Consider the following 20,627-nt stretch of genomic DNA (forward strand, 5'->3'; position numbering starts at 1 on the left):
CCATTACCGATGCGGCGGGTAACGTGTCTGATAAAGGCACAGACAGTGCGAAACTGGATACCGATATCACCAAACCGACCATCGATTTACCTGCGTCGAGCGACAGCGGCGACAGCGACACAGACAACCTAACCAATGACAAGACGCCGACGTTCTCGCTGGGCAACATCGATGACGATGTGGTGGCCGCGGGTATCGTGGTGCTCAAAGACGGCGTTGCCCTAGAAGGCACGCTGGCCGAAGAGCAAGACGGCACTTGGAGCTTCACGCCGAGCGCCGACCTGGCGGATGGCACTTACGACTTGAGCGTAAAAGTGACGGACGATGCGGGCAATAGCGCGACGTCGGCCGAGCTTGAAGTCATCATCGATACCGAAGCGGCGGCGAGCATTACGATCGACCCAATCACAGCGGACAACACCGTGAACGCGGACGAAGCGGATGGCAAAGTGGTCATTACGGGTACCGTTGGCGGCGACGTGAAAGCGGGCGACACCGTGACCTTAACGGTGAGTGGCGAAACCTACACAGGCGATGTGTTCGCAAACGACGAAGGCGACTTGGTGTACAGCATCGAAGTTGACGGCAGCGACCTGGTTGATGATGAAGATACGCGCGTAGAAGCGAGCGTGACGACCTCAGACGACGCGGGTAACGAAGCGACGGCGACGGCGGACGCGACCGACGGCGACTACGATGTTTCTCCTATCGCCAACGACGATACATACACTCATACTCACGGTTTATCAGGTGCTTATTACGGACACAATAGTCAAGTGAGCAGTGTAGCGACGGCCCTCTCAGTGATTAACGCGAGTGACCCGGATGTAACCTTTTCTGCAACTGATCTCGATTACTCTCTGAGCGTGAAGAGTGGAGTTGATGATGACGCTCAATTGAGTGACTTCTTAGGTGACGACGCGGATAGTATTTCTGGTAATGTTCCTAACGGTACGACCGATGGAGTGTTCAATTTAACTGGGGCCATTTATTTAGATGAAGGGGAATTTGCGCTTAAGGTGAATGCTGACGACGGTTATTCAATCAAAATTGATGGCGTTGTCGTTGCTGAAGTAGACAGTAACCAATCACCAACAGAGCGAATTCATAATGTCTTTGAAATCACTGATGCCGGTTACCATACAATTGAAATTGTTTACTGGGATCAAGGTGGAGACGCTGTTCTTGATGTTGATATCGGTCAGTATGATAGCGATGGAGATCTAATTGGTGACTTCTCTCCTTTGTTAGATGCTCCTACATTAAACGATGAACTTTGCACTGTTGAAGGGCTATTAACCACAATTAGTGCGGCTAGCTTGTTAGCGAATGACAGTGACCCTGATGGTGATAGTCTTACAATTCAGTCAGTAACTTCTGTTAGCGGCGGTACAGTGAGCCTTAGTGAGAGTGGTGATATTCAATTCACTCCCGATGATGGGTTTACTGGTGATGCGACTTTCACTTATGTAGTGACTGACGCAGACGGGTTGACTGATAGTGCGACTGTAACTGTTCATGTAGAACCAAAATCTAGTGGCTTGGTTGTAGATGCTGAACTTTTAATAAGTACACAAACACCCCTAGATAGTATTTTGGAATTAGTAGCTAATACTAAAGAAGGGTTACAATCTACAGATATCGCGACAGAATCTGACGACTATTTAGTTTCTAATAGTGGGAACTGGATTGAAGCTTTAGGTGGGGATGATTTTGTCGAATATGGCAGTAGTTTATACCTTCAAGCTCAAGGTGGAAGTGGTGAAGACATATTGTTAGGGGGGGCATCAGTTGCTGATTACCTTCTTGGTGGTGATGATAATGATATTTTGTTGGGCGGTACAACAAGTGCTTCAAGTAATTTACAGGGAGAAGCCGGCGACGATATTTTAGTTGGTCAAAATATTAATGCTTCTACCAACTATGATGGAGGTACGGGCATTGATAGTGCCTATGTACCAGGCTCTTTATCTGATTTTACTGTTGTATATGAGAATTTGCCAATTGGTAGTCAAATGATTCTTATACCAAAGAATACTCCCGTGGGCCAAGCTCCAGCTAGACATGACTTTTATAGTATTGAGACGATATTTTTTGAAGATGGAAAATATCAATTTGAAAATGGTACATTAGTCAAGATATCAGAGTTTTTTGAGCTTAATTTGAGTGTTGGGCTAAACGATTCTGACGGTAGTGAAGTGATCACCGAGGTTACTGTGAGTGGTGTTCCAACTGGTACAATGTTGAGCATCGGTACAGATAACGGCAACGGTACATGGACAATTCCTGTAGATGCATTAGATAGTGACGGTAAAGTTTCTGTTATGGTCGAAGCGCCCGTAGGATCGAATCCAGTGTTAACCGTCACAGCTGGTGCTCAAGAAGTTGACGCGCAAGGTGAACCCGTTGACCTACCTAAGTACGCTCAAGATGAAACAGGTTCTATCGCGATATCCGAAATTGATCCTAACGGCGATAATATTGTTAGCGGTGGTTCAGGTGACGATGTAGTGTTAGGTGATAGCGGAGGCACTATTAAAACTGTAGTACCAGGGTTGGATTACAACATAGCACTAATTGTGGATACTTCGGGCAGTATGGCCGCGCTAACTGATGGTACTACGCGAATTGAAATGGTTGAAGCGGCACTGAAAAACTTGGTTGAGTCACTTGCCAGTCATGATGGGACTGTAAACGTCAAACTTATTGCTTTCGATGCCAATATCGAATTTAATTTTGAAGCGCAAAATATTACGGTTAACACCCCACAATATGAAGCTTTGTTAGATAGTATTGATACACAGTTAGTAGCTGGCGGTGTTACTGATTATGAGAAAGGACTATCGTTAGCAGATTCTTGGTTTGCTAGCATGACTAGTGACGATAGCGAGAATTTGGCATTTTTCTTAACGGATGGTGAACCTTATGTCAGTAGCAATAGTGAGATGAATGACGATGCATTAAAAAGTGCTCTAGAGGCATTTGCATCTTTATCAGATAAGGCTCAGGTTCAAGCTATCGGCATTGGTAGTGACATCAGTGTAGATATTTTAAAGTTCTTTGATAATACAAACCAAACGTCAATGTCTGCGGTTGAGGGTTTGTATGAGTCATCTGTTTTATTTGACTTTGAGAATTCTCTTTCTGGAACTAGCACAGGTCAAGATAGCTCTGGCTGGGTTTATACAAACAGTGGCTTGTTATATGTGGAAGATTATGATCGAGGTAATGATGGTAATAAATCAGAGTGGACGAGTACCGCATTTACAGTTGTGAACGGGCAAATGATTGACTTTGAAGCTTCATTCTACGGTGGTAGTTTCGAGTGGGGGATTTATGATAGTTCGAATGATTTAGTTGCATCCGGAAGCGAATCCAGTAGAGCTTGGATGACACAATCAGTCACCAGTGACGCTTTGCCAGAGGGTCAGTATTATATAAAAATAAACTTTGATGCGAGCCAGTATAATCAGAGTAATGTTCGAATTGCATCAATCGCGCTTTTATCCCCCGTACTAGCGCCTTCTGGAGAAGTTCAAATAGTAAATACAGCTGATGAATTAGATGCTGTGCTTCAAAGAGGTGATGTAATATACGATATTGCTAATATGGGTAATGATGAAGTTATTGGTAATGAAGGTAATGATATTCTATTTGGCGATGCGATTAATACTGATAATCTACCTTGGGCAGAGAACGGTTTGATACGCCCTGATTCGTTACCTGATGGTTCTGGTATAGACGCGTTAACTTCATTTTTGACAGAAATGTCAAATGGTATCGAGCCTTCTGGATTAGAAGTATATGAATATATCCGTGATAATCATGAGATTTTTAATGTTGACGGAGACACGCGTGGTGGTGACGATACGATTGAAGGCGGTGAAGGTAGAGATATTCTCTACGGTCAAGGTGGTGATGACACCTTAATTGGTGGCTTAGGAAATGATATCTTAGTCGGGGGAGAAGGTGATGATATATTCAAGTGGGTAGATGAACCGCTTGACGACTATCGAGACGTTATTACTGACTTTGAAGTGGGCAGTGACCGTATTGATTTATCTGAACTCCTTCATGATGAAAATACAATGGATGATGTTCTTGAACATTTGTCAGCTAAGATTAGCGATAACAACCAAGACTTAGAGTTAACCATTACTAATGATCAAGGTTCTCAAACTATAGTGTTGCAGGGCCAAGCAAGTAATCTTAGTGGTTTTGACGTCGATTCTTCTGGTGTTTATTCCGGTGATGAATTGACGAATTTAGTAAATTCACTAATGACTAACCTACCAAACTCTTAATTCATGAATAACAAAAAGGGCCGAAAGGCCCTTTTTTAATAGATCTTGTTTGCTATAAAAGCTAGATTCTAAAGCACTAAGATTAAAGCACCTTACAAGCAAAACCTTTTAGGTAGAAACCTTCTGGATAAGCTGTATCTGTTAAATGATCGGCTGCTTGCTCGAAGCGCTCGACAAATTTTACGGTTCTGCCTGCGTCTAGTGCCGCATCAGCAATGATTTTTTGGAACAAATCAGTACCCATTAAGCCAGAGCAAGAGTAGGTGAGTAGAGTGCCGCCTGGTTTCAGGATTTGCATCGCAAGCATGTTAACGTCTTTGTAGCCGTTAGCGCCTGAAGTTAGGTTATTCTTGCTTGAAACAAATTTTGGCGGATCCATGATCACGACGTCAAACTTAGTGCCTTGGTCACGGTACTCACGAAGCAGTTTGAAAACGTCAGCGTTTAGGAATACAGCGCGCTTTTTCGATATATCAAACTCGTTAAGTTCAGCGTTGAATTTAGCTGTATCAAGAGCTAGTTGAGATACGTCAGCGTTGATAACACGCTTCGCGTCGCCTTTAAGTGCGTAAAGGCCAAAACCACCTGTGTACGAGAAACAGTTAAGGACATCTTTGCCTTTAACGTACTTCATCGATTCTTTTCGGCTATCACGTTGGTCCATGTAGAAGCCCGTTTTGTGGCCTTCCATAATGTTCACGCTGATTTTGACGCCATTCTCTTCAATCACAATTGATTTAGGTGGCTCTTCACCATGAAGTACGCCCACAACTTGTTCTAGACCTTCTTTTTTACGAACCGCTACGTCTGAACGCTCGTAGATGTTGCAGTCAGGGAAGCACTCGATTAACGCTTCTACCAATACGCTTTTGTTAAATTCAGCGCCAGCACTTAGCAGTTGGCAAACAAGGAAATCTTGATATTTGTCGATTGTGATACCTGGCAGGCCATCAGACTCTGCTGCGGTAAGGCGGTAGCCCGTTAGACCATCACGTTCGATAATGTCCTCACGTAAAGACTGTGCGTCTTGAATTCGTTTTACGAAGAACGCCTTGTTGATCTCTTCTTTTTCAAATGTCCAAACACGAGCTCGAATTTGAGATTCTGGTGAGTAAGCCGCTTTTGCAAGCCACTGACCATTTTGAGCATATACGTCTACAGTTTCACCTTGTTTTGGTTCGCCTTCGACCTTATCGATACCGCGTGAAAATACCCAAGGGTGTTTGCGGCGTAGTGATTTATCTCGGCCTTTAGCTAGATGAATTGAAGGAGTCATAATTTACTCTGTTTGTTGAATTTGAAGGAGGGGTATTGTCGGGGAAGTACAGGTGAAAAGCAAATAAGAAAGGGCTGCAGAAGCAGCCCTAGTAATGATTAATCAACACATTGTGGTTGGAGAACAGTATTAAGCTTTAAGACCTGTCAGCAAACCTTCCATCGTATCGCTTTGTTTACGAAGTTGGTCAACATTGGAATTACTCTTACTGATCATCTCGCAGATGCTGTCTGATTGATGACGAATCTCTTCAACACTCTGTGCAATGTTGTCAGCGACTGCGCCTTGTTCTTCAGCCGCGGTAGCAATTTGAGTGCTGCTATCTGAAATAGACTGGTTCTTTTCCGCTAATGAACCGATCTCGACGTTCACTTCTGACATCAGTGTTTGGCCTTCGTTAGCATTGTTCACTGTGACTTCCATCAGCTTGGTCAGCGATTGACTGTTACGTTGTAATGATTCAATCATGCTTTGGATTTCAACCGTTGCTTTCTGAGTACGACCGGCAAGGGCACGAACTTCATCGGCAACAACAGCAAATCCACGACCTTGCTCGCCAGCACGTGCGGCTTCGATAGCGGCGTTCAACGCCAACAGGTTAGTCTGTTCAGAAATACCGTTGATGGTTGCGACTACTTCATCGATCTGCGCAGCGTTGGCATCCAGCTCTTCTACTGCTTGTGAAGCGGATTGGATCTCTTGAGATAGGCTAGAGATAGACTCCAATGTATTTGAAACCTTTAATTGACCGCTTTGAGCAACGCCGCGAGCGTCCATCGTTTGTGAACTAGACGCATGAGCAAGGGTAGCGACTTCGCGAATGGTAGCCGCCATTTGTTCCGTTGCACTTGCTAAGCTATTCAGGTGTTCTTGTTGGTTACCTGAGATGTCTGAACTTTGTTGTGTTGACTGGTTCAAGTCCGAGCTGATGTGCTGCATGAGAGCGACAGACTCTTGGATTGATAGAACCATGTTTTGTTCACGCTCCGCAACTTTATCGATTGTAATCGCGATTTCACTGAACTCGTCACGAACTAAGAAGTAGTTCATGCGGCAAGTTAAGTCGCCATTCGCAAGCGTGTTCAGAGCTTTGTTCATAGAGAACATCGCGCCGCCAATAAAGGTCATGATGTAGTAAACACCTAGTGCGATAAGCGTTAGGGTTACAGCGATGATAGAAACCTGAGTCGTCGATAGAGCAGACCAAAGGTTTTGGTCATGGTTAGCAACTAGGCTGAACGCTCCATTCATCACTGAAACAGAACCAGCACCGTAGCCTAAAGAGATGGTTTCAGAGCTGCTGACAAGCTGAGCTACTTGATCTTTAGTGAGTTGACCCGCTTCGATAAGCCCTTTCATCAAGAGCATTTCTTCTTGATAAAGGTGAGCAAGTAAAGAGTCCGCGGCACTATCTAAAACGAGAGTTAATATAACCAGGGCGAGAAGAGGCAATAAGAAGAGTAGATAGAACTTTTCTTGGATTTTTAGGTGAATGAGATATTTGTCAATCCAACGAAATGGGATTTCTTTCATAATCGTTATACTCGAAGTAAGTCCACCAATAAGCGGTGAATGAATAGAAACTCGACTATATCATTCATATAATTTATGAGGCAACGTTATGGAAAGTTCACAATATATTTTTGTCGTGTCAGGCGTAGTTCAATGTGTTGGGTTCCGTTACCACACCAGTAGGCAGGCGCAAGCTATGGGTCTCTCAGGTTATGCAAAGAACTTAAATGATGGTCGAGTTGAAGTGTTAGTTGTCGGAGAGAGTCAGCAAATTGAGAAGTTACATGCTTGGCTCTATATTGGCCCTTCGAGCGCAACAGTAGACAACGTTGTGATGCATCAAGTTAAAGATAGTGAGCGCCAAGACGTACGCATAGGGGCGTTTAAAATACTGTAGTTGTAGCACTACAGTATTTTATATTGAACGTAACTTAATGACCTAAAGCGGGTTAGGTTTTACAAGCACTTTGCTGGTTTAGGTAAACCGGCGAGCTTGGTCGCTTGTTTTGCAGGGCCTTTTTTGAATAACTTGAAAAGGTACTTACTATTGCCTTTTTCTGGGCCGTGAGCTTTTTCCATTGCTTTAACGAGCATGCGAACCGCTGGTGAGGTGTTGAACTCTTCGTAAAAGCTCCTTACAAAATGTACGACTTCTAAGTGTGCATCTGTAAGTTCAATCGCCTCGTCTTGAGCAAGAATTTCAATCATGCCTTCTTCCCATTGCGTGTAATCCAATAGGTAGCCTTGAGCGTCGGTTTCGATTTGCTTGCCGTTATATTCAAACATGTTTAATCCAGAATCCAATTAACTATGCGGATAGGGTACATGACCAAGTTTGTCTTTCTCAACAGAAATTGTAGCTATCCAATGAAATATCGTACTTATAGATACAAAAAAGCCCAAGAGGTAGGCTCTTGGGCTAGATATTCTTCAATGATGGGAACGATTAGTCGTCGCTGCCCATGATGCCTAGGATGCTTAGTAGGCTGATGAAGATGTTGTAGATCGATACGTACAAGCTGATCGTTGCAGAGATGTAGTTTGTTTCACCGCCACGAATGATGTTTTGCGTTGTAAGCAAGATAACACCAGTCGAGAACAGGATGAACATACCGCTCATTGCCAATGATAGTAGAGGCATTTGTAGGAAGATGTTTGCAACCATACCTACAAGTAGTACTACGAAACCAGCTAATAGCATGCCATTAAGGAACGACAGGTCACGCTTAGTTGTTAGTGCGTAAGCTGATGCGCCCATAAACGCCAGTGCTGTACCGCCAAGTGCAGTTAGGATGACATCACCCATGCCTGCGCCAACGTACATGTTTAAGATTGGACCGATGGTGTAGCCTAAGAAACCTGTAAATAGGAATGTGAAGACTAGACCCATGCTGTTGTCACGGTTCTTTTCTGTTAGGAAAAGTAGGCCGTAGAAGCCAACTAGCATGATAATAAGACCCGGGCGAGGAAGGTTCATCGCCATGGATACGCCTGCTACAACAGCAGACCAAAGTAGTGTCATAGACAGTAATGCGTAGGTGTTACGCAACACTTTATTGGTTTGCAGAGCACTTTCTTGAGATGCTGTGCGTGAAAACATAGGGCTGTTCATAATCTTCCTCGTAAGGTGACTTTAATAGTTATTAGTACATTTATGGGGGTGAAAGTTCGAAAAATCAAGTCTCTCATTCCTCTTGTATACGTAAAATAATAATCAAAATAGTCGGTTAAGTGTTTCTGAAGGTGTAACAAAGTATTTCTTAAAGTGCAGTTAAGGTTCGTTGTTCAATTTTAATCGCACTGAATCGCTGTTTATAATCTTGAAAAACTAATTATAACACTGAAAACAAAGAGGCGACCTAAGCCGCCTCTGTAGTTTATGCATCATAACACATTAGTGGTGTAAGATTTGGCTTAAGAAGTTCTGCGTTCTGTCTGATTGTGGGTTTTCAAAGAAATCGACAGGGTTGTTCTCTTCTATGATTTCACCGGCATCCATGAAGATAACGCGATCCGCGACCTCTTTAGCAAAGCCCATCTCGTGCGTTACACAAAGCATCGTCATGCCTTCTTCTGCAAGCTCAACCATTACGTCTAACACCTCACGAACCATTTCTGGATCGAGCGCCGACGTTGGCTCATCAAACAGCATCACTTGAGGGTTCATACACAAAGAGCGAGCGATAGCTACACGCTGCTGTTGACCACCTGAAAGCTGACCTGGGAACTTGTCCGCTTGCTCAGGGATTTTTACGCGCTCTAGGTACTTCATTGCAATCGCTTCGGCTTCTTCTTTTGGCATCTTTTTGACCCAGATTGGAGCCAGAGTACAGTTCTCTAATACCGTCAGATGTGGAAACAGATTGAAGTGTTGGAAACACATGCCGACATCTCTACGCACGGCTTCGATGTTCTTTAGGTCTTCCGTTAATTCATTACCTGAAACGAAGATATGACCTTTTTGGTGCTCTTCTAATCGGTTGATGCAGCGGATCATCGTTGATTTACCAGAGCCTGAAGGGCCACAGATAACGATTTTCTCGCCTTTTTTAACTTCTAAATTGATGTTCTTAAGTACGTGGAATTCACCGTACCACTTGTTCATGTCTTTCAACTCGATCATAAGACCTTGAGAGTTGTTTTCTGTCTGCTGCGTCATAATACGTCCTTGATCTTGTTAATTATCGTTTGTGACCGGTGTGAAGTCTGTTTTCTAGCCATATCGAATATCTCGACATGCCAAAACAAAACACCCAGAACACTAACGCGACAAATACATAACTTTCTGTTGAATACCCAAGCCATTCAGGGTCGGTATTCGCGGCTTGGCCAATTCCTAGTACATCAAACATACCAATAATCAAAACAAGACTGGTATCTTTAAACAAACCAATGAAGGTGTTCACAATTGAAGGAATCGTGATTTTAAGAGCTTGAGGTAGAATGATAAGCCCGGTCTTTTTCCAGTAGCTTAACCCCAGAGCATCAGCTGCTTCGTATTGGCCTTTTGGTATTGCTTGTAGACCACCTCGAATTACTTCGGCCATGTAGGCTGCACTGAATAGAACTACCCCTACAAGTGCTCGAATGAGCTTATCGGTTTCTGTCCCTTCTGATAAAAAGAGTGGCAGCATTACTGAAGCCATGAATAGAACTGTAATGAGCGGTACGCCACGCCAAATTTCGATGTATACGGTACACATACTGCGAATGATCGGCATCTCTGAGCGACGCCCAAGAGCAAGTGCAACACCAATAGGGAGTGACACTACAATACCAACAAGTGCGATGACCAGTGTAACCAATAGGCCGCCCCATTTATGGGTATCAACAACTTCTAACCCAAAGACGCCACCGTATAGCAAGCCGGCAATGATAAATGGGTAGATGTTGACGAAGAACAACCAAATCCACGTACGTTTAGGTGTTTTTTCATAAGCCAGTAAGGCTACAAAAATGGCCAACGTTGCGTAGAAGAGGCGAGGTCGCCACAGTTCAGCTTCTGGGTAGAAGCCATACATGAATTGGTCCCAACGAACGCTGATAAAAACCCAACAAGCGCCTTCGCTAGTACAGGCATCGCGTGTGGTTCCTATCCAGTCGGCACTGATGAATGCCCAATCCGCTATTGCCCATAATAGGGTGAAAGCAAAGTAAGCAAGAATCACAGTGACGACGCTGTTAATAGGTCCATTAAATAGATTTTTTCTTAACCAACCGACTGGCCCAACGGTATTCGCTGGAGGCGGAAGATCAGGTTGAAATTGATGTGTACTCATCTTATCTCTCCACCAACGCTACTTTGCGGTTGTATATGTTCATTAGAGCGGACGTTAATAGGCTCAAGGTTAGGTAGACGCCCATTGTCATCGCGATTACTTCGATAGCTTGTCCAGTTTGGTTAAGTGTTGTTCCTGCAAATACAGAGACAAGATCAGGATAACCAATGGCCATCGCAAGTGATGAGTTTTTGGTCAGGTTTAGATACTGACTGGTTAGTGGTGGGATAATGATTCTTAATGCTTGTGGAATAATGACAAGCTTTAGAGTTCTAGAACGTGGGATGCCTAGAGACATCGCAGCCTCAGTTTGCCCATGGTTTACCGCGTTAATACCTGAACGAACAATCTCAGCAATGAACGCTGCTGTATAGATACTTAAAGCGAGCATCAATGCAGCAAGCTCAGGGATTATCGTAACACCACCCTTGAAGTTAAACCCTTTCAACACAGGGTAATCTGCAGAGATAGGCATGCCCATAACAAAGTAAGTTATCAACGGTAAGCCTAAAATCAACGCAGCTGCAATTCGCAACATCGGTGTTTGTTGGCCGGTCTGTTTCTGTCTGTTCTTAGCCCAGATGTTGATAATAAACGTAGCGATAATACCGACAATCAATGATGCGATGACAATGCTACTGCCTTGCTCAAAGACTGGAGCAGGGAAGTACAACCCGCGTACGTTCAAGAAAATTGCTTCACCTAGACTCATACTTTGACGAGCAGAAGGCAAGGCTTGTAGAACGGCGAAATACCAGAAAAAGATTTGTAATAGCAGAGGGATATTTCGGAATATCTCAATGTAGACAGCTGCAAATCGGCTAACTAGCCAGTTTGAAGAGAGTCTAGCGATACCCATACTAAAGCCCAGCACTGTCGCTAGCATGATGCCGAGTACTGAAACCAAAGCGGTATTGAGAAGACCGATAAAGAATGTACGACCGTATGAGAAGGTCTCGTCGTATTCAATCAGTGTTAAGCCGATACCAAAACCAGCTTCTTGGGAGAGAAAATCAAAACCAGTGGTGATACCACGGGAATCTAAGTTTGTGAGTGCATTATTTACAATCGTGTAAAAGAAAGCACAAAGCGCCCCGACGGCGATAATTTGGAAAATGATGGAGCGAAAAGTGGGGTTGTAAAATAAGTTGGCACTTTTGGGCTGTGGCTTTGCCTGAGCTGGAGAAATAGTTTCATTAGGTTTCATACTACTATAACCTCAAATCCATTTAATAAATAGGGCGGAAAACTCCGCCCTAATTGATGCTTGAAAATTTATTAACGGATTGGTGGAGCGTACATAAAGCCGCCCGCATTCCATAATGCATTTACACCACGAGAGATTTGAAGTGGAGAACCTGTACCAACAGTACGCTCAAAACTCTCACCGTAGTTACCAACTTGCTTAATTACTTGGTAACCCCAGTCGTCGCGAATGCCAAGGCCTTTACCTTTAGGACCGTCTACACCAAGAATACGTTTGATGTTTGGATCTTTTGACTTAAGCATTTCGTCTGCATTTTTAGAAGAGATGCCGTATTCTTCCGCGTTAATCATTGCTGAAAGTGTCCACTTAGCAACGTTAAACCATTGATCATCATCTTGACGAACAACAGGGCCTAGAGGCTCTTTAGAGATGATTTCAGGAAGTACTTCTGCAGATTTAGGATCAGCTAGGTTTAGGCGAAGTGCGTATAGACCAGATTGGTCAGTTGTTAGTACGTCACAACGACCTGCGTCGAAACCTTTCGATGTTTGTGCTGCCGTATCGAATACCACTGGCTTGTAAGACATGCCACTGTTACGGAAGTAATCGGCTAGGTTAAGTTCAGTTGTTGTACCTGATTGAACACATACAGAAGCGCCATCAAGCTCTTGAGCACTTGTTAGGCCAAGTTCTTTCTTAACCATGAAGCCTTGACCATCGTAGTAGTTAACGCCTACGAAGTTCAGACCTAGAGCAGTGTCACGATGTAATGTCCATGTTGTGTTACGAGATAGTACGTCGATTTCGCCAGATTGAAGCGCAGTAAAACGCTCTTTTGCTGTTAGAGGTACATACTTAACTTTAGTCTTGTCACCGAGTACAGCCGCTGCAAGAGCTTGACAATATTCAACATCAATGCCTTCCCATTCCCCTTTTGAGTTAGGGTTTGAAAACCCTGGAAGACCAGTACTTACACCACAAGTTAAGCTGTCATTTTCGATGACTTTATCCAATGTTGATTGACCATCCGAAACAGGTGCAGTCACAGTTGTGCTTGACTTCGCAGCGTCTAACTCAGATTTTAGACTCGAAATTTCTTGGTTTAATTTATCGACAGTTTCCTGAGAAACACTATTTGTATCTCCACAGCCAGCTAAAAATGAACTAGCAATTACTACTGAAGCAAGAAGTGTTAGTTTATGTGTCATTTGTATCCTTCCTTGTTAACCAGATGAGACTCGAGATTCGTTCTCGGTAGAGTTTGTCTATGTGTATTCAGTGTTCTATGACCTTGCTGATCAAATCTAAAAAGTTGCATTTTGCAAATGAAACTGTGTGCGATTTAAACAACTGTTTATAAGGTTAGGAGAGGATTTGTCGTTTCACAAATGTATAATTTAAAAAGAATTTTGAATGAAATCACAAATCCGAACACAATTAGAATGACCAAATGTTAAGTGAATGTAAATAGTGCAACGGTTCACACTGTTGGTGCAACGAGATTTAGATTTTTATATTGATAATCGACTAGATAAATATTCTGAATAAACATAACAATGATGAAACATTAAACTTCAGAAAGATTGAAATTTGGTCAATAAATATTTTTATTACACTTCGATAGTTATGAATATGCTCCAAATTTGGTAGCATGGCTGAATAGTTATTGAAGTAGTCTCAAGGAAGAACATGCGTTATTTCCCAATGTTTTTGGATGTAGAAAATAAGCCAATCTTAGTGGTTGGTGGGGGTGAGGTTGCTTGCCGTAAAGTCGATAGCTTACTACGAGCGGGAGCGGATGTGACTTTGGTGTCTCCCAAGGTAGCGCCTTACTTAAAGCAGCTTGTGGACGAGAACAAGCTTCACTGGGTTCAAAACTTTTACTCGTCACAGATCATATCGAAAAATTACTTGCAGGTTTGGGCCACAACAGACAACCCAAGCTTGAATCACCAAGTGTATAATGATGCGAAAAAACTGGGCATTTTAGTCAATGTGGTTGACGATCTTCCTTACTGCGACTTCATCACACCTTCGATGATAAATCGCGGCAGAATCCAAATTGCCATCTCTAGTGGCGGGGCATCACCTGTTTTAGTAAGAAATATCAGAGAAAAACTCGAAACGGTATTGCCACAAAACATAGGTTTGATAGCAGACTTCGGTGCATCAAAACGCAATTCAATCAAAGAGTCATTCCCAACCGTCGACGAGCGTCGTAAATTTTGGGAGCGTTTCTTGTCATCCAGCTTTATCGAGCAGGTGAATGACAGAGAGCAGTTAGAGTCTTACTACCAGCAAGCGCTAACCGAAGGCATTGATAGCGAAGGGCAGGTCACTTGGATTGAATTCGAGCAAGATGTCGAGCTGTTGTCTATGAAGGCTTTACGTTTGATGCAGGAGGCAGAGCTCGTACTTTCACCGAGCGATTGTCCATTTGAATTTATCGACCTGTGCCGCCGAGATGCAGAAAGAGAGAGCTACGCCAACAGCGGAGAGCTATCAACAAAGCTTGAGCAAGCAAGAGCAGAGAAATTACGAGTGTGTGTGTTTATTCCACCGGCAAGCGTAGAGTTTAATCTGTTGGTCGGCAAAGATCTAAAATTGTCAGCAGCCCAAGTACTCAGTTGAGGTAATTGCTTCTAGTTGAAATGAGAGCTTTCTGGTTGTTTGAAATCGGCTAGAGGCTCGGAATAAAACTAAAGCTGGACCAGATAAATAAAAAGCCACTTCGAGAAGTGGCTTTTTGCTATTTCAAACACGACATTGTGCTGATGAATGAGCAACCCAAATAGGCGGTCGCTCAAACTCAATAATTAGTCGCGGAAGTTGTCAAACTGGAAAGGTTGACCAAGTTCACCGCCGCGAACTAGAGCCATAACAGCTTGTAGGTCATCACGCTTCTTACCAGTAACACGAACTTTGTCGCCTTGGATAGAAGCTTGAACTTTAACTTTGTTGTCTTTGATTAGCTTAACGATCTTCTTAGCGACATCAGTTTCAATGCCTTGCTTAAAGATAACCGTTTGGTGCCAAGTGCGACCTGTTTGGTCTGCCGCTTTCGCTTCCATCGCGTTAGGATCAACATTACGCTTCGTTAGGTTGCTGCGAAGGATATCGCGCATTTGCTTCAGTTGAAAATCGTCTTGAGCAGTCAATTTTACTGATTCATCTTTGTAATCAAAGCTTGCGTCAACGCCGCGGAAATCGAAACGAGTCGATAGTTCACGGTTTGCGTTGTCTACTGCGTTACGCAGTTCTACTGCTTCTACTTCAGAGATAATGTCAAATGATGGCATTGTGTTGTTTCCTTAAGCTAAGTTTCTATCTTTAATTGCTGTTGCAAGCATGTCTAGCATTGTTGCAGTATCTTCCCAGCTTAGGCATGGGTCAGTAATCGACTTGCCATATTCTAGGTTGTTAATGTCTGTCATTGGCTGGTTGCCTTCAATAATGAAGCTCTCTGCCATAATGCCTGCAATTTGGTTCTTGTTAGATTTAATTTGCTCACAAATGTCTTGTGCAACTTCTAACTGCTTACGGTGTTGCTTCTGACAGTTAGCGTGGCTAAAGTCTACAACCAAACGTTGAGGTAGATCGAATTCAGCCAGTTGCTTACATGCAGTATCTACAGATTCAGCGTCGAAGTTAGGGCCTTTATCGCCACCACGTAGAATAACGTGACCGTATGGGTTGCCAGAAGTACGGTAAACCGTCATGCGGCCGTTCTTATCTGGAGAGTAGAAGTAGTGTGAAGCATGTGCTGCACGAATTGCATCGATAGCAATCTTGATGTTGCCGTTGGTCGCGTTCTTGAAGCCAACAGGGCAAGACAGTGCAGAAGCCATTTCACGGTGAATCTGAGATTCAGTTGTACGAGCGCCAATCGCACCCCAAGTGATAAGGTCTGCAATGTACTGACCTGTGATCATATCAAGGAATTCAGTCGCGGTAGCTAGGCCAAGCTTGTTGATATCTAGCAGAAGCTTACGAGCTTTGTTCAAGCCTGTTTCAAGTGCGTATGAACCATCAAGGTTAGGATCTGTAATCAAACCCTTCCAACCTACAACAGTACGAGGCTTCTCGAAGTAGGTTCTCATTACAACGAACAGTTCATCTTTGTACTGGTCTTGAATTTTGCTTAGGCGCTCAGCGTAATCAAGTGCCGCATCTGTATCGTGAACAGAGCAAGGGCCTACGATAACTAATAGGCGGTTATCACGACCAGTTAGGATATCTTCGATTTGGCGGCGAGAATTTTTAATGCGCTCAGCAACGTCGTCAGTAATAGGGTGTGCATTGCCTAGTTCGGCAGGAGTTGGCATAGGACCCAGAGCTTGGGTTCTCAACTCATCAGTTTTTAATGGCATGTGATAGCTTTTTTATTCTATTGCGAAGTGGTTAAGATAACGGAATTGAACAGAGGAATAAACTCTATTGAGTCAAAGTTATCTCAGTTATTGCTAATATTCTTATTTTTATCAGCAGGCCAGCGTCAAATAAGGGATTTTCACTTGTATTAACAGGCAGCTATCGGTATTTTCGTTTGAACACAACATAAAAATGCTGGAGCAGCAATGACTCAAGAAAATCAAAGCACTTTGCACCCAGAGCTCGTCTTAGGTGATGTGCTGCCTTCTTACAACGATAATAATAATTCTAACCACTTATACGTTTCATTATCAGAATTAGTGATGGATCGTGTCTTCTACCACCCAAGTATCGAGAGTCACTTAGATACTTTGACTGATATTGAAAAAACGTCTTTAGAAGCGATCCTTGGCGATAAAACAGTCGATGAGCATTTTGTTTCGACCTTAGTGATTGCCATTCAAGCTGCCGTTCAGCCAAATCACACTTCTGTTCGTATCGCATTAAGCAGTGCAGACAGCTATGGATTCCGTTCGCTGCTTGGCGGGAACTGTGAAGCAGAAGAGATTAACCCTGCACTAGGTGTTCGTGGCGTTGCTCGTTACGCGACACCAGAATACAGCAAGGCTTTCGCTTTAGAGTGTCAGGTTATTAAGGCATTACGTGAGCAGGGCATCAACGTTGAAGTAGTTGTGCCTTACGTTCGTGCGTTAAGCGATGCCGCTAAGATTATTGACCTGCTTGCCGAGCAAGGGCTACCACGCGGCCTTAACGGTTTGAAAGTACTGTTCTCGTGCGATGTGCCGTCTGCAGTGCTACTGAGCGAACGTTTACTGCATTACTTCGATGGTGTAGTGGTAAACGTTGATAGCTTAGCGTCTTTCACTTTAGGCGTAGACAAACACAATGAAGCTCAGCAGCACGCTTTTGATCCACAAAACGAAGCGGTTATTACCTTGTTGGATATGATTGTTAAAGCAACCCTGAACGCGAAGAAGCCAGTGCTGCTAGTTACGCAAGGTTTAGTCGATTATCCACGTCTACAAGGTTACATTGCTGACCTTGAAGGTGTTGAAACGGTCGTGACTGCGTAAATCTATTAGCTTGCCTGATAAGCCGACTTAAGGCGCTAATGCTTTGAGAATGAAAGAGATATCATTGTGCGATGATATCTCTTTTTTGTAACATTTTTTTGACATTCTTATCGCTAGTCGATTAACTGGTCTGATGACTAACTTGGCTAGGTAATTCGAATGTTGACCCCTCTACAAAAAGCAAATTTCTACTTAAGCATGTTTGGCTTTTTCAAAGTCCCACTTATCTGGTTGTGCCGACCAAAACTACTCGCGTTGGACAACCAACATGTTGAAGTGAAAATCCCGCTTAGAAGGCGTACTAAGAATCACCTTAACAGTATGTACTTTGGCGTTTTGGCTGTAGGTGCGGATGTCGCGGGTGGGTTTCTTGCGATGAGCAAATCTCAGCAGCAAGGTGAAAAGATCTCGTTGGCTTTTAAAGAGGTGACGGGTAACTTTTTGAAGCGCCCTGAAGGTGATGTGCATTTCACTTGTAACGACGGTGAGCTGATCAACACTATGCTGGCAGAAACCATGTCGACCGGAGAACGGGTCAATCAACCCGTAACCATTATCGCGACTTGCCCATCTTTACATGGTGACGAGCCGATGGCGGAGTTCACGCTTACGCTTTCAATTAAGAAAGTCCCTTCAAGAAAATAGCGATTAAATAATAGATTTTGGTTTAGAAGTCATGGGTAACGTTGAAGAGATAAAACAACGGTATGTGAATGGTTTCCACATACCGTTATAGAGAACTTTATAACGGCTCTATGACTCTTGAGTGATCTGCTCAATATCAACTATTTTTGAACGGTTCATAACGATCTTCCAACGGTAGTAGGTTGGTTCGTTATCATGGTTGTTCTCTTTAATGATCAGGTTGAGAAGATGACGCTTTTCTACTGATTCGCGGCTCACTTGTCCTTCATTCAAGCGGTAGATCTTGTTTGAGCCTTTATCCATCAACCGTGTCAGCGCTCTTAGGCTGATCGATAACGTTTCACGAGTCTCCTCATAACCACTCATAAAGGTCGATGTCGACATCTCAGTATGAGAGCGGTAATGCAAGATTTGCTCTTCACGTTGTACCACACGCTTTTTACGGATCGACTGAATGCGATCTGCAAGCTTAGAAAAATTTGCGTAGTCCAACCATTCCAGTTTATGGCCTACTGACTTGTTGGTCGTTGGATCATAGTAACGACGCTTCCATTTTGGCTTGCCTTTACGCAGCCAGCGCCAAAGGATGTCTCTCAAGTCATCTTTAAAGATCTCACGCAGTGCGTAAATGAAAGACATTGCCACGATGAAAGAGGCGGTAATCTCACCAAGAAAGTCACGAGCCAAGATCACAGTAGTGGTCACGACAACCATCACCAAACCGGTCGCGATGCCTTTCACGGCACGCTTAACGTTCTTACCCATCGACGTTGTCTTTTCTTTAAGCACGATAGGGTGTTCAATCAAACGACGCAGCAAACGCATCTTGTTACTCAAGCGGGTAACGTCCTCTCGAACTCTTGCTGAGTTGTAGCGGTTCAGTTTACGGTGCGCGGTCTCTTTATCACAAAGCGTTAAGAGTCGTTCTTTAATCGTTGAATACTCACTACCTCGTGGCATGTGTGAAACTAGCGATAGGAACTTTTGCTCGGTATACCAAGATAGGTAGTTATCGATATTAGCGTAGTAGCGCTTGAGATTTTCTTCGTAAGGGATGCTTCGGCGTAGCTTCTTCAAGATATCTAAAGCCAATTCAATGACTTCATCTACTTCATCAGCCGTTACGTCGTCACTATCAGTTTTATTTAAGCTGCTGACTGATTTATCTAACGCGATAACATATTGGTAGGCAAACAGACTCAAACTGACACGATACTGTGTTGTAGATAAGCGTCCACGTTTTGCCAAGCGACTGTGTACCAAAGGTAAAAGTGTTTTGTCACTATAGTAGGCACGTTTTTGAGTGATTGAGCTGTAGAAAAAGGCACTTTCAGAAAGCACTTCAGGAGTCAGTCCAAGTTCACCGGGAATGAATAGATAAACGTCCATGTCGAGCTTTTTGGTCTTAGCCATGGCATGGTTAATTTTAAGTGTTATCGCATCTTGTTTATCAACGGTGATCAACGATGTCTCCTAGAATGTAAAAATATGAATGAAACTAGCGAAAGCATATCAGAGATCACGTATAATCTCCGCCAAATTTAAAGTAGAGACAACCTTGATGATTAATATTGGTCAAATAAACAACTTAGAAGTAGTAAAACAAGCAGACTTCGGTGTATTCCTTGACGCGAGCGACTATGGAACCGTGTTGCTGCCGAAACGATTTACTCCTGAATGTGTTGAAATTGGTCAAAAGCTAGATGTTTTCTTATACATAGATTCTGACAACCAGATCGCTGCAACGACTGAAAAACCAATAGCTCAAGTAGGCCAGTTTGGTTTGATGACGGTTGAAGGTGTTAACAGCACTGGTGCATTCATGAGCTGGGGCGTGAAAGGTAAAGACCTTCTTGTTCCTTTCAGCGAGCAGCGTGGCCGTTTAAACGAAGGTCAGTCAATCTTAGTATATGTGTATATCGATAAAGCATCGAGCCGTATCGTTGGTACAACGAAGTTCAACAAATGGTTAGACAACACGCCTGCGACTTATAAGCAAAATGAGCAAGTCGATCTCATTATCGCTGAGCGCAGCCAGTTAGGTTACAAAGCGATCGTGAACGGTGAACACTGGGGTATGATTTTCCCATCTGACATCATCGGTAAGCTGTTCATTGGTAAAACACTAAAAGGCTACATTAAAAACGTTCGTGAAGAAGATGGTAAGATTGATTTGTCTCTTCAGAAGGTTGGTGTGGCTAAGATGGATGACCTAAGCACTAAGGTTCTTGACCTGCTTGAGAAGAAAGGCGGTTACCTGCCTTTGAATGATAAGTCTTCTCCTGAAGTTATTTTCTCTGCATTCAGAACCAGCAAAGGTACGTTCAAGAAGACAATTGGTGGTCTATACAAATCTGGCAAGATCACTATCGACAAAGAAGGTATCAGCTTAGTTAAGTAAGCGGTCCTTTCGGTCAAAAAAAAGGTTCATCGCGGATT

17 protein-coding genes are annotated in these 20,627 nt (G+C 43.4%); 6 read left to right on the forward strand and 11 right to left on the reverse strand.

Annotated features, from left to right (window positions below; translation table 11 throughout):
* The coding region (locus tag AB4263_RS22070; RefSeq protein WP_372098908.1) for an Ig-like domain-containing protein at positions 1–4,304 on the forward strand (4,304 nt) is incomplete at its 5' end.
* Positions 4,305–4,386: 82 nt separating this feature from the next.
* Here AB4263_RS22070 and AB4263_RS22075 read toward each other — a convergent pair.
* Complete coding sequence (locus tag AB4263_RS22075) at positions 4,387–5,580, reverse strand: class I SAM-dependent methyltransferase (protein WP_017059708.1); 1,194 nt, start codon at positions 5,578–5,580, stop codon at positions 4,387–4,389.
* Positions 5,581–5,709: 129 nt separating this feature from the next.
* Complete coding sequence (locus AB4263_RS22080; protein ID WP_372098909.1) at positions 5,710–7,113, reverse strand: methyl-accepting chemotaxis protein; 1,404 nt, start codon at positions 7,111–7,113, stop codon at positions 5,710–5,712.
* 88 nt (positions 7,114–7,201) lie between these two features.
* Between AB4263_RS22080 and yccX the strand changes: the two genes are divergently transcribed.
* A complete protein-coding gene (gene yccX, locus AB4263_RS22085; RefSeq protein WP_017059706.1) occupies positions 7,202–7,489 on the forward strand; it encodes an acylphosphatase in 288 nt (95 codons plus the stop codon).
* A 59-nt stretch (positions 7,490–7,548) separates the two neighbouring features.
* On the opposite strand, the gene AB4263_RS22090 is transcribed toward yccX, so the two are convergent.
* The 6 genes from AB4263_RS22090 to AB4263_RS22115 all read right to left on the reverse strand — a co-directional run bounded on the left by AB4263_RS22090 (position 7,549) and on the right by AB4263_RS22115 (position 13,286).
* Positions 7,549–7,878: a TusE/DsrC/DsvC family sulfur relay protein gene (locus AB4263_RS22090; RefSeq protein ID WP_017057205.1), complete on the reverse strand. Its 330-nt coding sequence runs from the start codon at positions 7,876–7,878 to the stop codon at positions 7,549–7,551.
* A 160-nt stretch (positions 7,879–8,038) separates the two neighbouring features.
* The gene (locus AB4263_RS22095; protein ID WP_017057206.1) at positions 8,039–8,704 is read right to left on the reverse strand and encodes a Bax inhibitor-1/YccA family protein; all 666 of its coding nucleotides are present in this window, start codon (positions 8,702–8,704) and stop codon (positions 8,039–8,041) included.
* A 282-nt stretch (positions 8,705–8,986) separates the two neighbouring features.
* Positions 8,987–9,751, reverse strand: a complete 765-nt coding sequence (locus AB4263_RS22100; RefSeq protein WP_017059704.1) for an amino acid ABC transporter ATP-binding protein — start codon at positions 9,749–9,751, stop codon at positions 8,987–8,989.
* 22 nt (positions 9,752–9,773) lie between these two features.
* Positions 9,774–10,871, reverse strand: coding sequence for an amino acid ABC transporter permease (locus AB4263_RS22105; protein WP_017059703.1), 1,098 nt, complete (start codon positions 10,869–10,871; stop codon positions 9,774–9,776).
* A 1-nt stretch (position 10,872) separates the two neighbouring features.
* Positions 10,873–12,078 carry an amino acid ABC transporter permease gene (locus AB4263_RS22110; protein ID WP_372098910.1) on the reverse strand — a complete coding sequence of 402 codons (1,206 nt, stop codon included), beginning with the start codon at positions 12,076–12,078 and terminating at the stop codon, positions 10,873–10,875.
* 71 nt (positions 12,079–12,149) lie between these two features.
* Positions 12,150–13,286, reverse strand: coding sequence for a transporter substrate-binding domain-containing protein (locus AB4263_RS22115; RefSeq protein WP_372098911.1), 1,137 nt, complete (start codon positions 13,284–13,286; stop codon positions 12,150–12,152).
* A 481-nt stretch (positions 13,287–13,767) separates the two neighbouring features.
* Here AB4263_RS22115 and AB4263_RS22120 point away from each other — a divergent pair, with 481 nt between their 5' ends.
* Positions 13,768–14,709: a bifunctional precorrin-2 dehydrogenase/sirohydrochlorin ferrochelatase gene (locus AB4263_RS22120; RefSeq protein WP_017059700.1), complete on the forward strand. Its 942-nt coding sequence runs from the start codon at positions 13,768–13,770 to the stop codon at positions 14,707–14,709.
* A gap of 185 nt (positions 14,710–14,894) precedes the next feature.
* Here AB4263_RS22120 and AB4263_RS22125 read toward each other — a convergent pair whose 3' ends face one another.
* Both AB4263_RS22125 and AB4263_RS22130 read right to left on the reverse strand, forming a co-directional pair.
* Complete coding sequence (locus AB4263_RS22125) at positions 14,895–15,377, reverse strand: YajQ family cyclic di-GMP-binding protein (protein WP_017063832.1); 483 nt, start codon at positions 15,375–15,377, stop codon at positions 14,895–14,897.
* Between the two features lie 12 nt (positions 15,378–15,389).
* On the reverse strand, positions 15,390–16,448 hold the full coding sequence (locus AB4263_RS22130; RefSeq protein ID WP_017059698.1) for a 3-deoxy-7-phosphoheptulonate synthase: 1,059 nt from the start codon (positions 16,446–16,448) through the stop codon (positions 15,390–15,392).
* Positions 16,449–16,655: 207 nt separating this feature from the next.
* Here AB4263_RS22130 and AB4263_RS22135 point away from each other — a divergent pair, with 207 nt between their 5' ends.
* Complete coding sequence (locus AB4263_RS22135; RefSeq protein WP_017059697.1) at positions 16,656–17,543, forward strand: putative PEP-binding protein; 888 nt, start codon at positions 16,656–16,658, stop codon at positions 17,541–17,543.
* 159 nt (positions 17,544–17,702) lie between these two features.
* A complete protein-coding gene (locus tag AB4263_RS22140; RefSeq protein WP_017059696.1) occupies positions 17,703–18,188 on the forward strand; it encodes a PaaI family thioesterase in 486 nt (161 codons plus the stop codon).
* 108 nt (positions 18,189–18,296) lie between these two features.
* On the opposite strand, the gene AB4263_RS22145 is transcribed toward AB4263_RS22140, so the two are convergent.
* Positions 18,297–19,652: a hypothetical protein gene (locus AB4263_RS22145; protein ID WP_372098912.1), complete on the reverse strand. Its 1,356-nt coding sequence runs from the start codon at positions 19,650–19,652 to the stop codon at positions 18,297–18,299.
* 28 nt (positions 19,653–19,680) lie between these two features.
* Here AB4263_RS22145 and AB4263_RS22150 point away from each other — a divergent pair, with 28 nt between their 5' ends.
* Positions 19,681–20,589 carry a S1 RNA-binding domain-containing protein gene (locus AB4263_RS22150; protein WP_372098913.1) on the forward strand — a complete coding sequence of 303 codons (909 nt, stop codon included), beginning with the start codon at positions 19,681–19,683 and terminating at the stop codon, positions 20,587–20,589.
* The last annotated feature ends 38 nt before the right edge of the window (positions 20,590–20,627 follow it).

This window comes from Vibrio sp. 10N.261.55.C5 (assembly GCF_041470505.1).
In the GTDB taxonomy this organism is placed as follows: Bacteria; Pseudomonadota; Gammaproteobacteria; order Enterobacterales; family Vibrionaceae; genus Vibrio; species Vibrio crassostreae_C.

What these genes read in the sequence shown, in the direction of transcription:
- AB4263_RS22095 (WP_017057206.1), bottom strand. Translation starts at nt 8,704, where the DNA reads ATGAACAGCCCTATGTTTTCACGCACAGCATCTCAAGAAAGTGCTCTG.
- AB4263_RS22135 (WP_017059697.1), top strand. Translation starts at nt 16,656, where the DNA reads ATGACTCAAGAAAATCAAAGCACTTTGCACCCAGAGCTCGTCTTAGGT.
- AB4263_RS22080 (WP_372098909.1), bottom strand. Translation starts at nt 7,113, where the DNA reads ATGAAAGAAATCCCATTTCGTTGGATTGACAAATATCTCATTCACCTA.
- AB4263_RS22100 (WP_017059704.1), bottom strand. Translation starts at nt 9,751, where the DNA reads ATGACGCAGCAGACAGAAAACAACTCTCAAGGTCTTATGATCGAGTTG.
- AB4263_RS22115 (WP_372098911.1), bottom strand. Translation starts at nt 13,286, where the DNA reads ATGACACATAAACTAACACTTCTTGCTTCAGTAGTAATTGCTAGTTCA.
- AB4263_RS22125 (WP_017063832.1), bottom strand. Translation starts at nt 15,377, where the DNA reads ATGCCATCATTTGACATTATCTCTGAAGTAGAAGCAGTAGAACTGCGT.
- AB4263_RS22110 (WP_372098910.1), bottom strand. Translation starts at nt 12,078, where the DNA reads ATGAAACCTAATGAAACTATTTCTCCAGCTCAGGCAAAGCCACAGCCC.
- AB4263_RS22075 (WP_017059708.1), bottom strand. Translation starts at nt 5,580, where the DNA reads ATGACTCCTTCAATTCATCTAGCTAAAGGCCGAGATAAATCACTACGC.
- AB4263_RS22105 (WP_017059703.1), bottom strand. Translation starts at nt 10,871, where the DNA reads ATGAGTACACATCAATTTCAACCTGATCTTCCGCCTCCAGCGAATACC.
- AB4263_RS22090 (WP_017057205.1), bottom strand. Translation starts at nt 7,878, where the DNA reads ATGTTTGAATATAACGGCAAGCAAATCGAAACCGACGCTCAAGGCTAC.
- AB4263_RS22120 (WP_017059700.1), top strand. Translation starts at nt 13,768, where the DNA reads ATGCGTTATTTCCCAATGTTTTTGGATGTAGAAAATAAGCCAATCTTA.
- AB4263_RS22150 (WP_372098913.1), top strand. Translation starts at nt 19,681, where the DNA reads ATGAAACTAGCGAAAGCATATCAGAGATCACGTATAATCTCCGCCAAA.
- AB4263_RS22140 (WP_017059696.1), top strand. Translation starts at nt 17,703, where the DNA reads ATGTTGACCCCTCTACAAAAAGCAAATTTCTACTTAAGCATGTTTGGC.
- AB4263_RS22130 (WP_017059698.1), bottom strand. Translation starts at nt 16,448, where the DNA reads ATGCCATTAAAAACTGATGAGTTGAGAACCCAAGCTCTGGGTCCTATG.
- yccX (WP_017059706.1), top strand. Translation starts at nt 7,202, where the DNA reads ATGGAAAGTTCACAATATATTTTTGTCGTGTCAGGCGTAGTTCAATGT.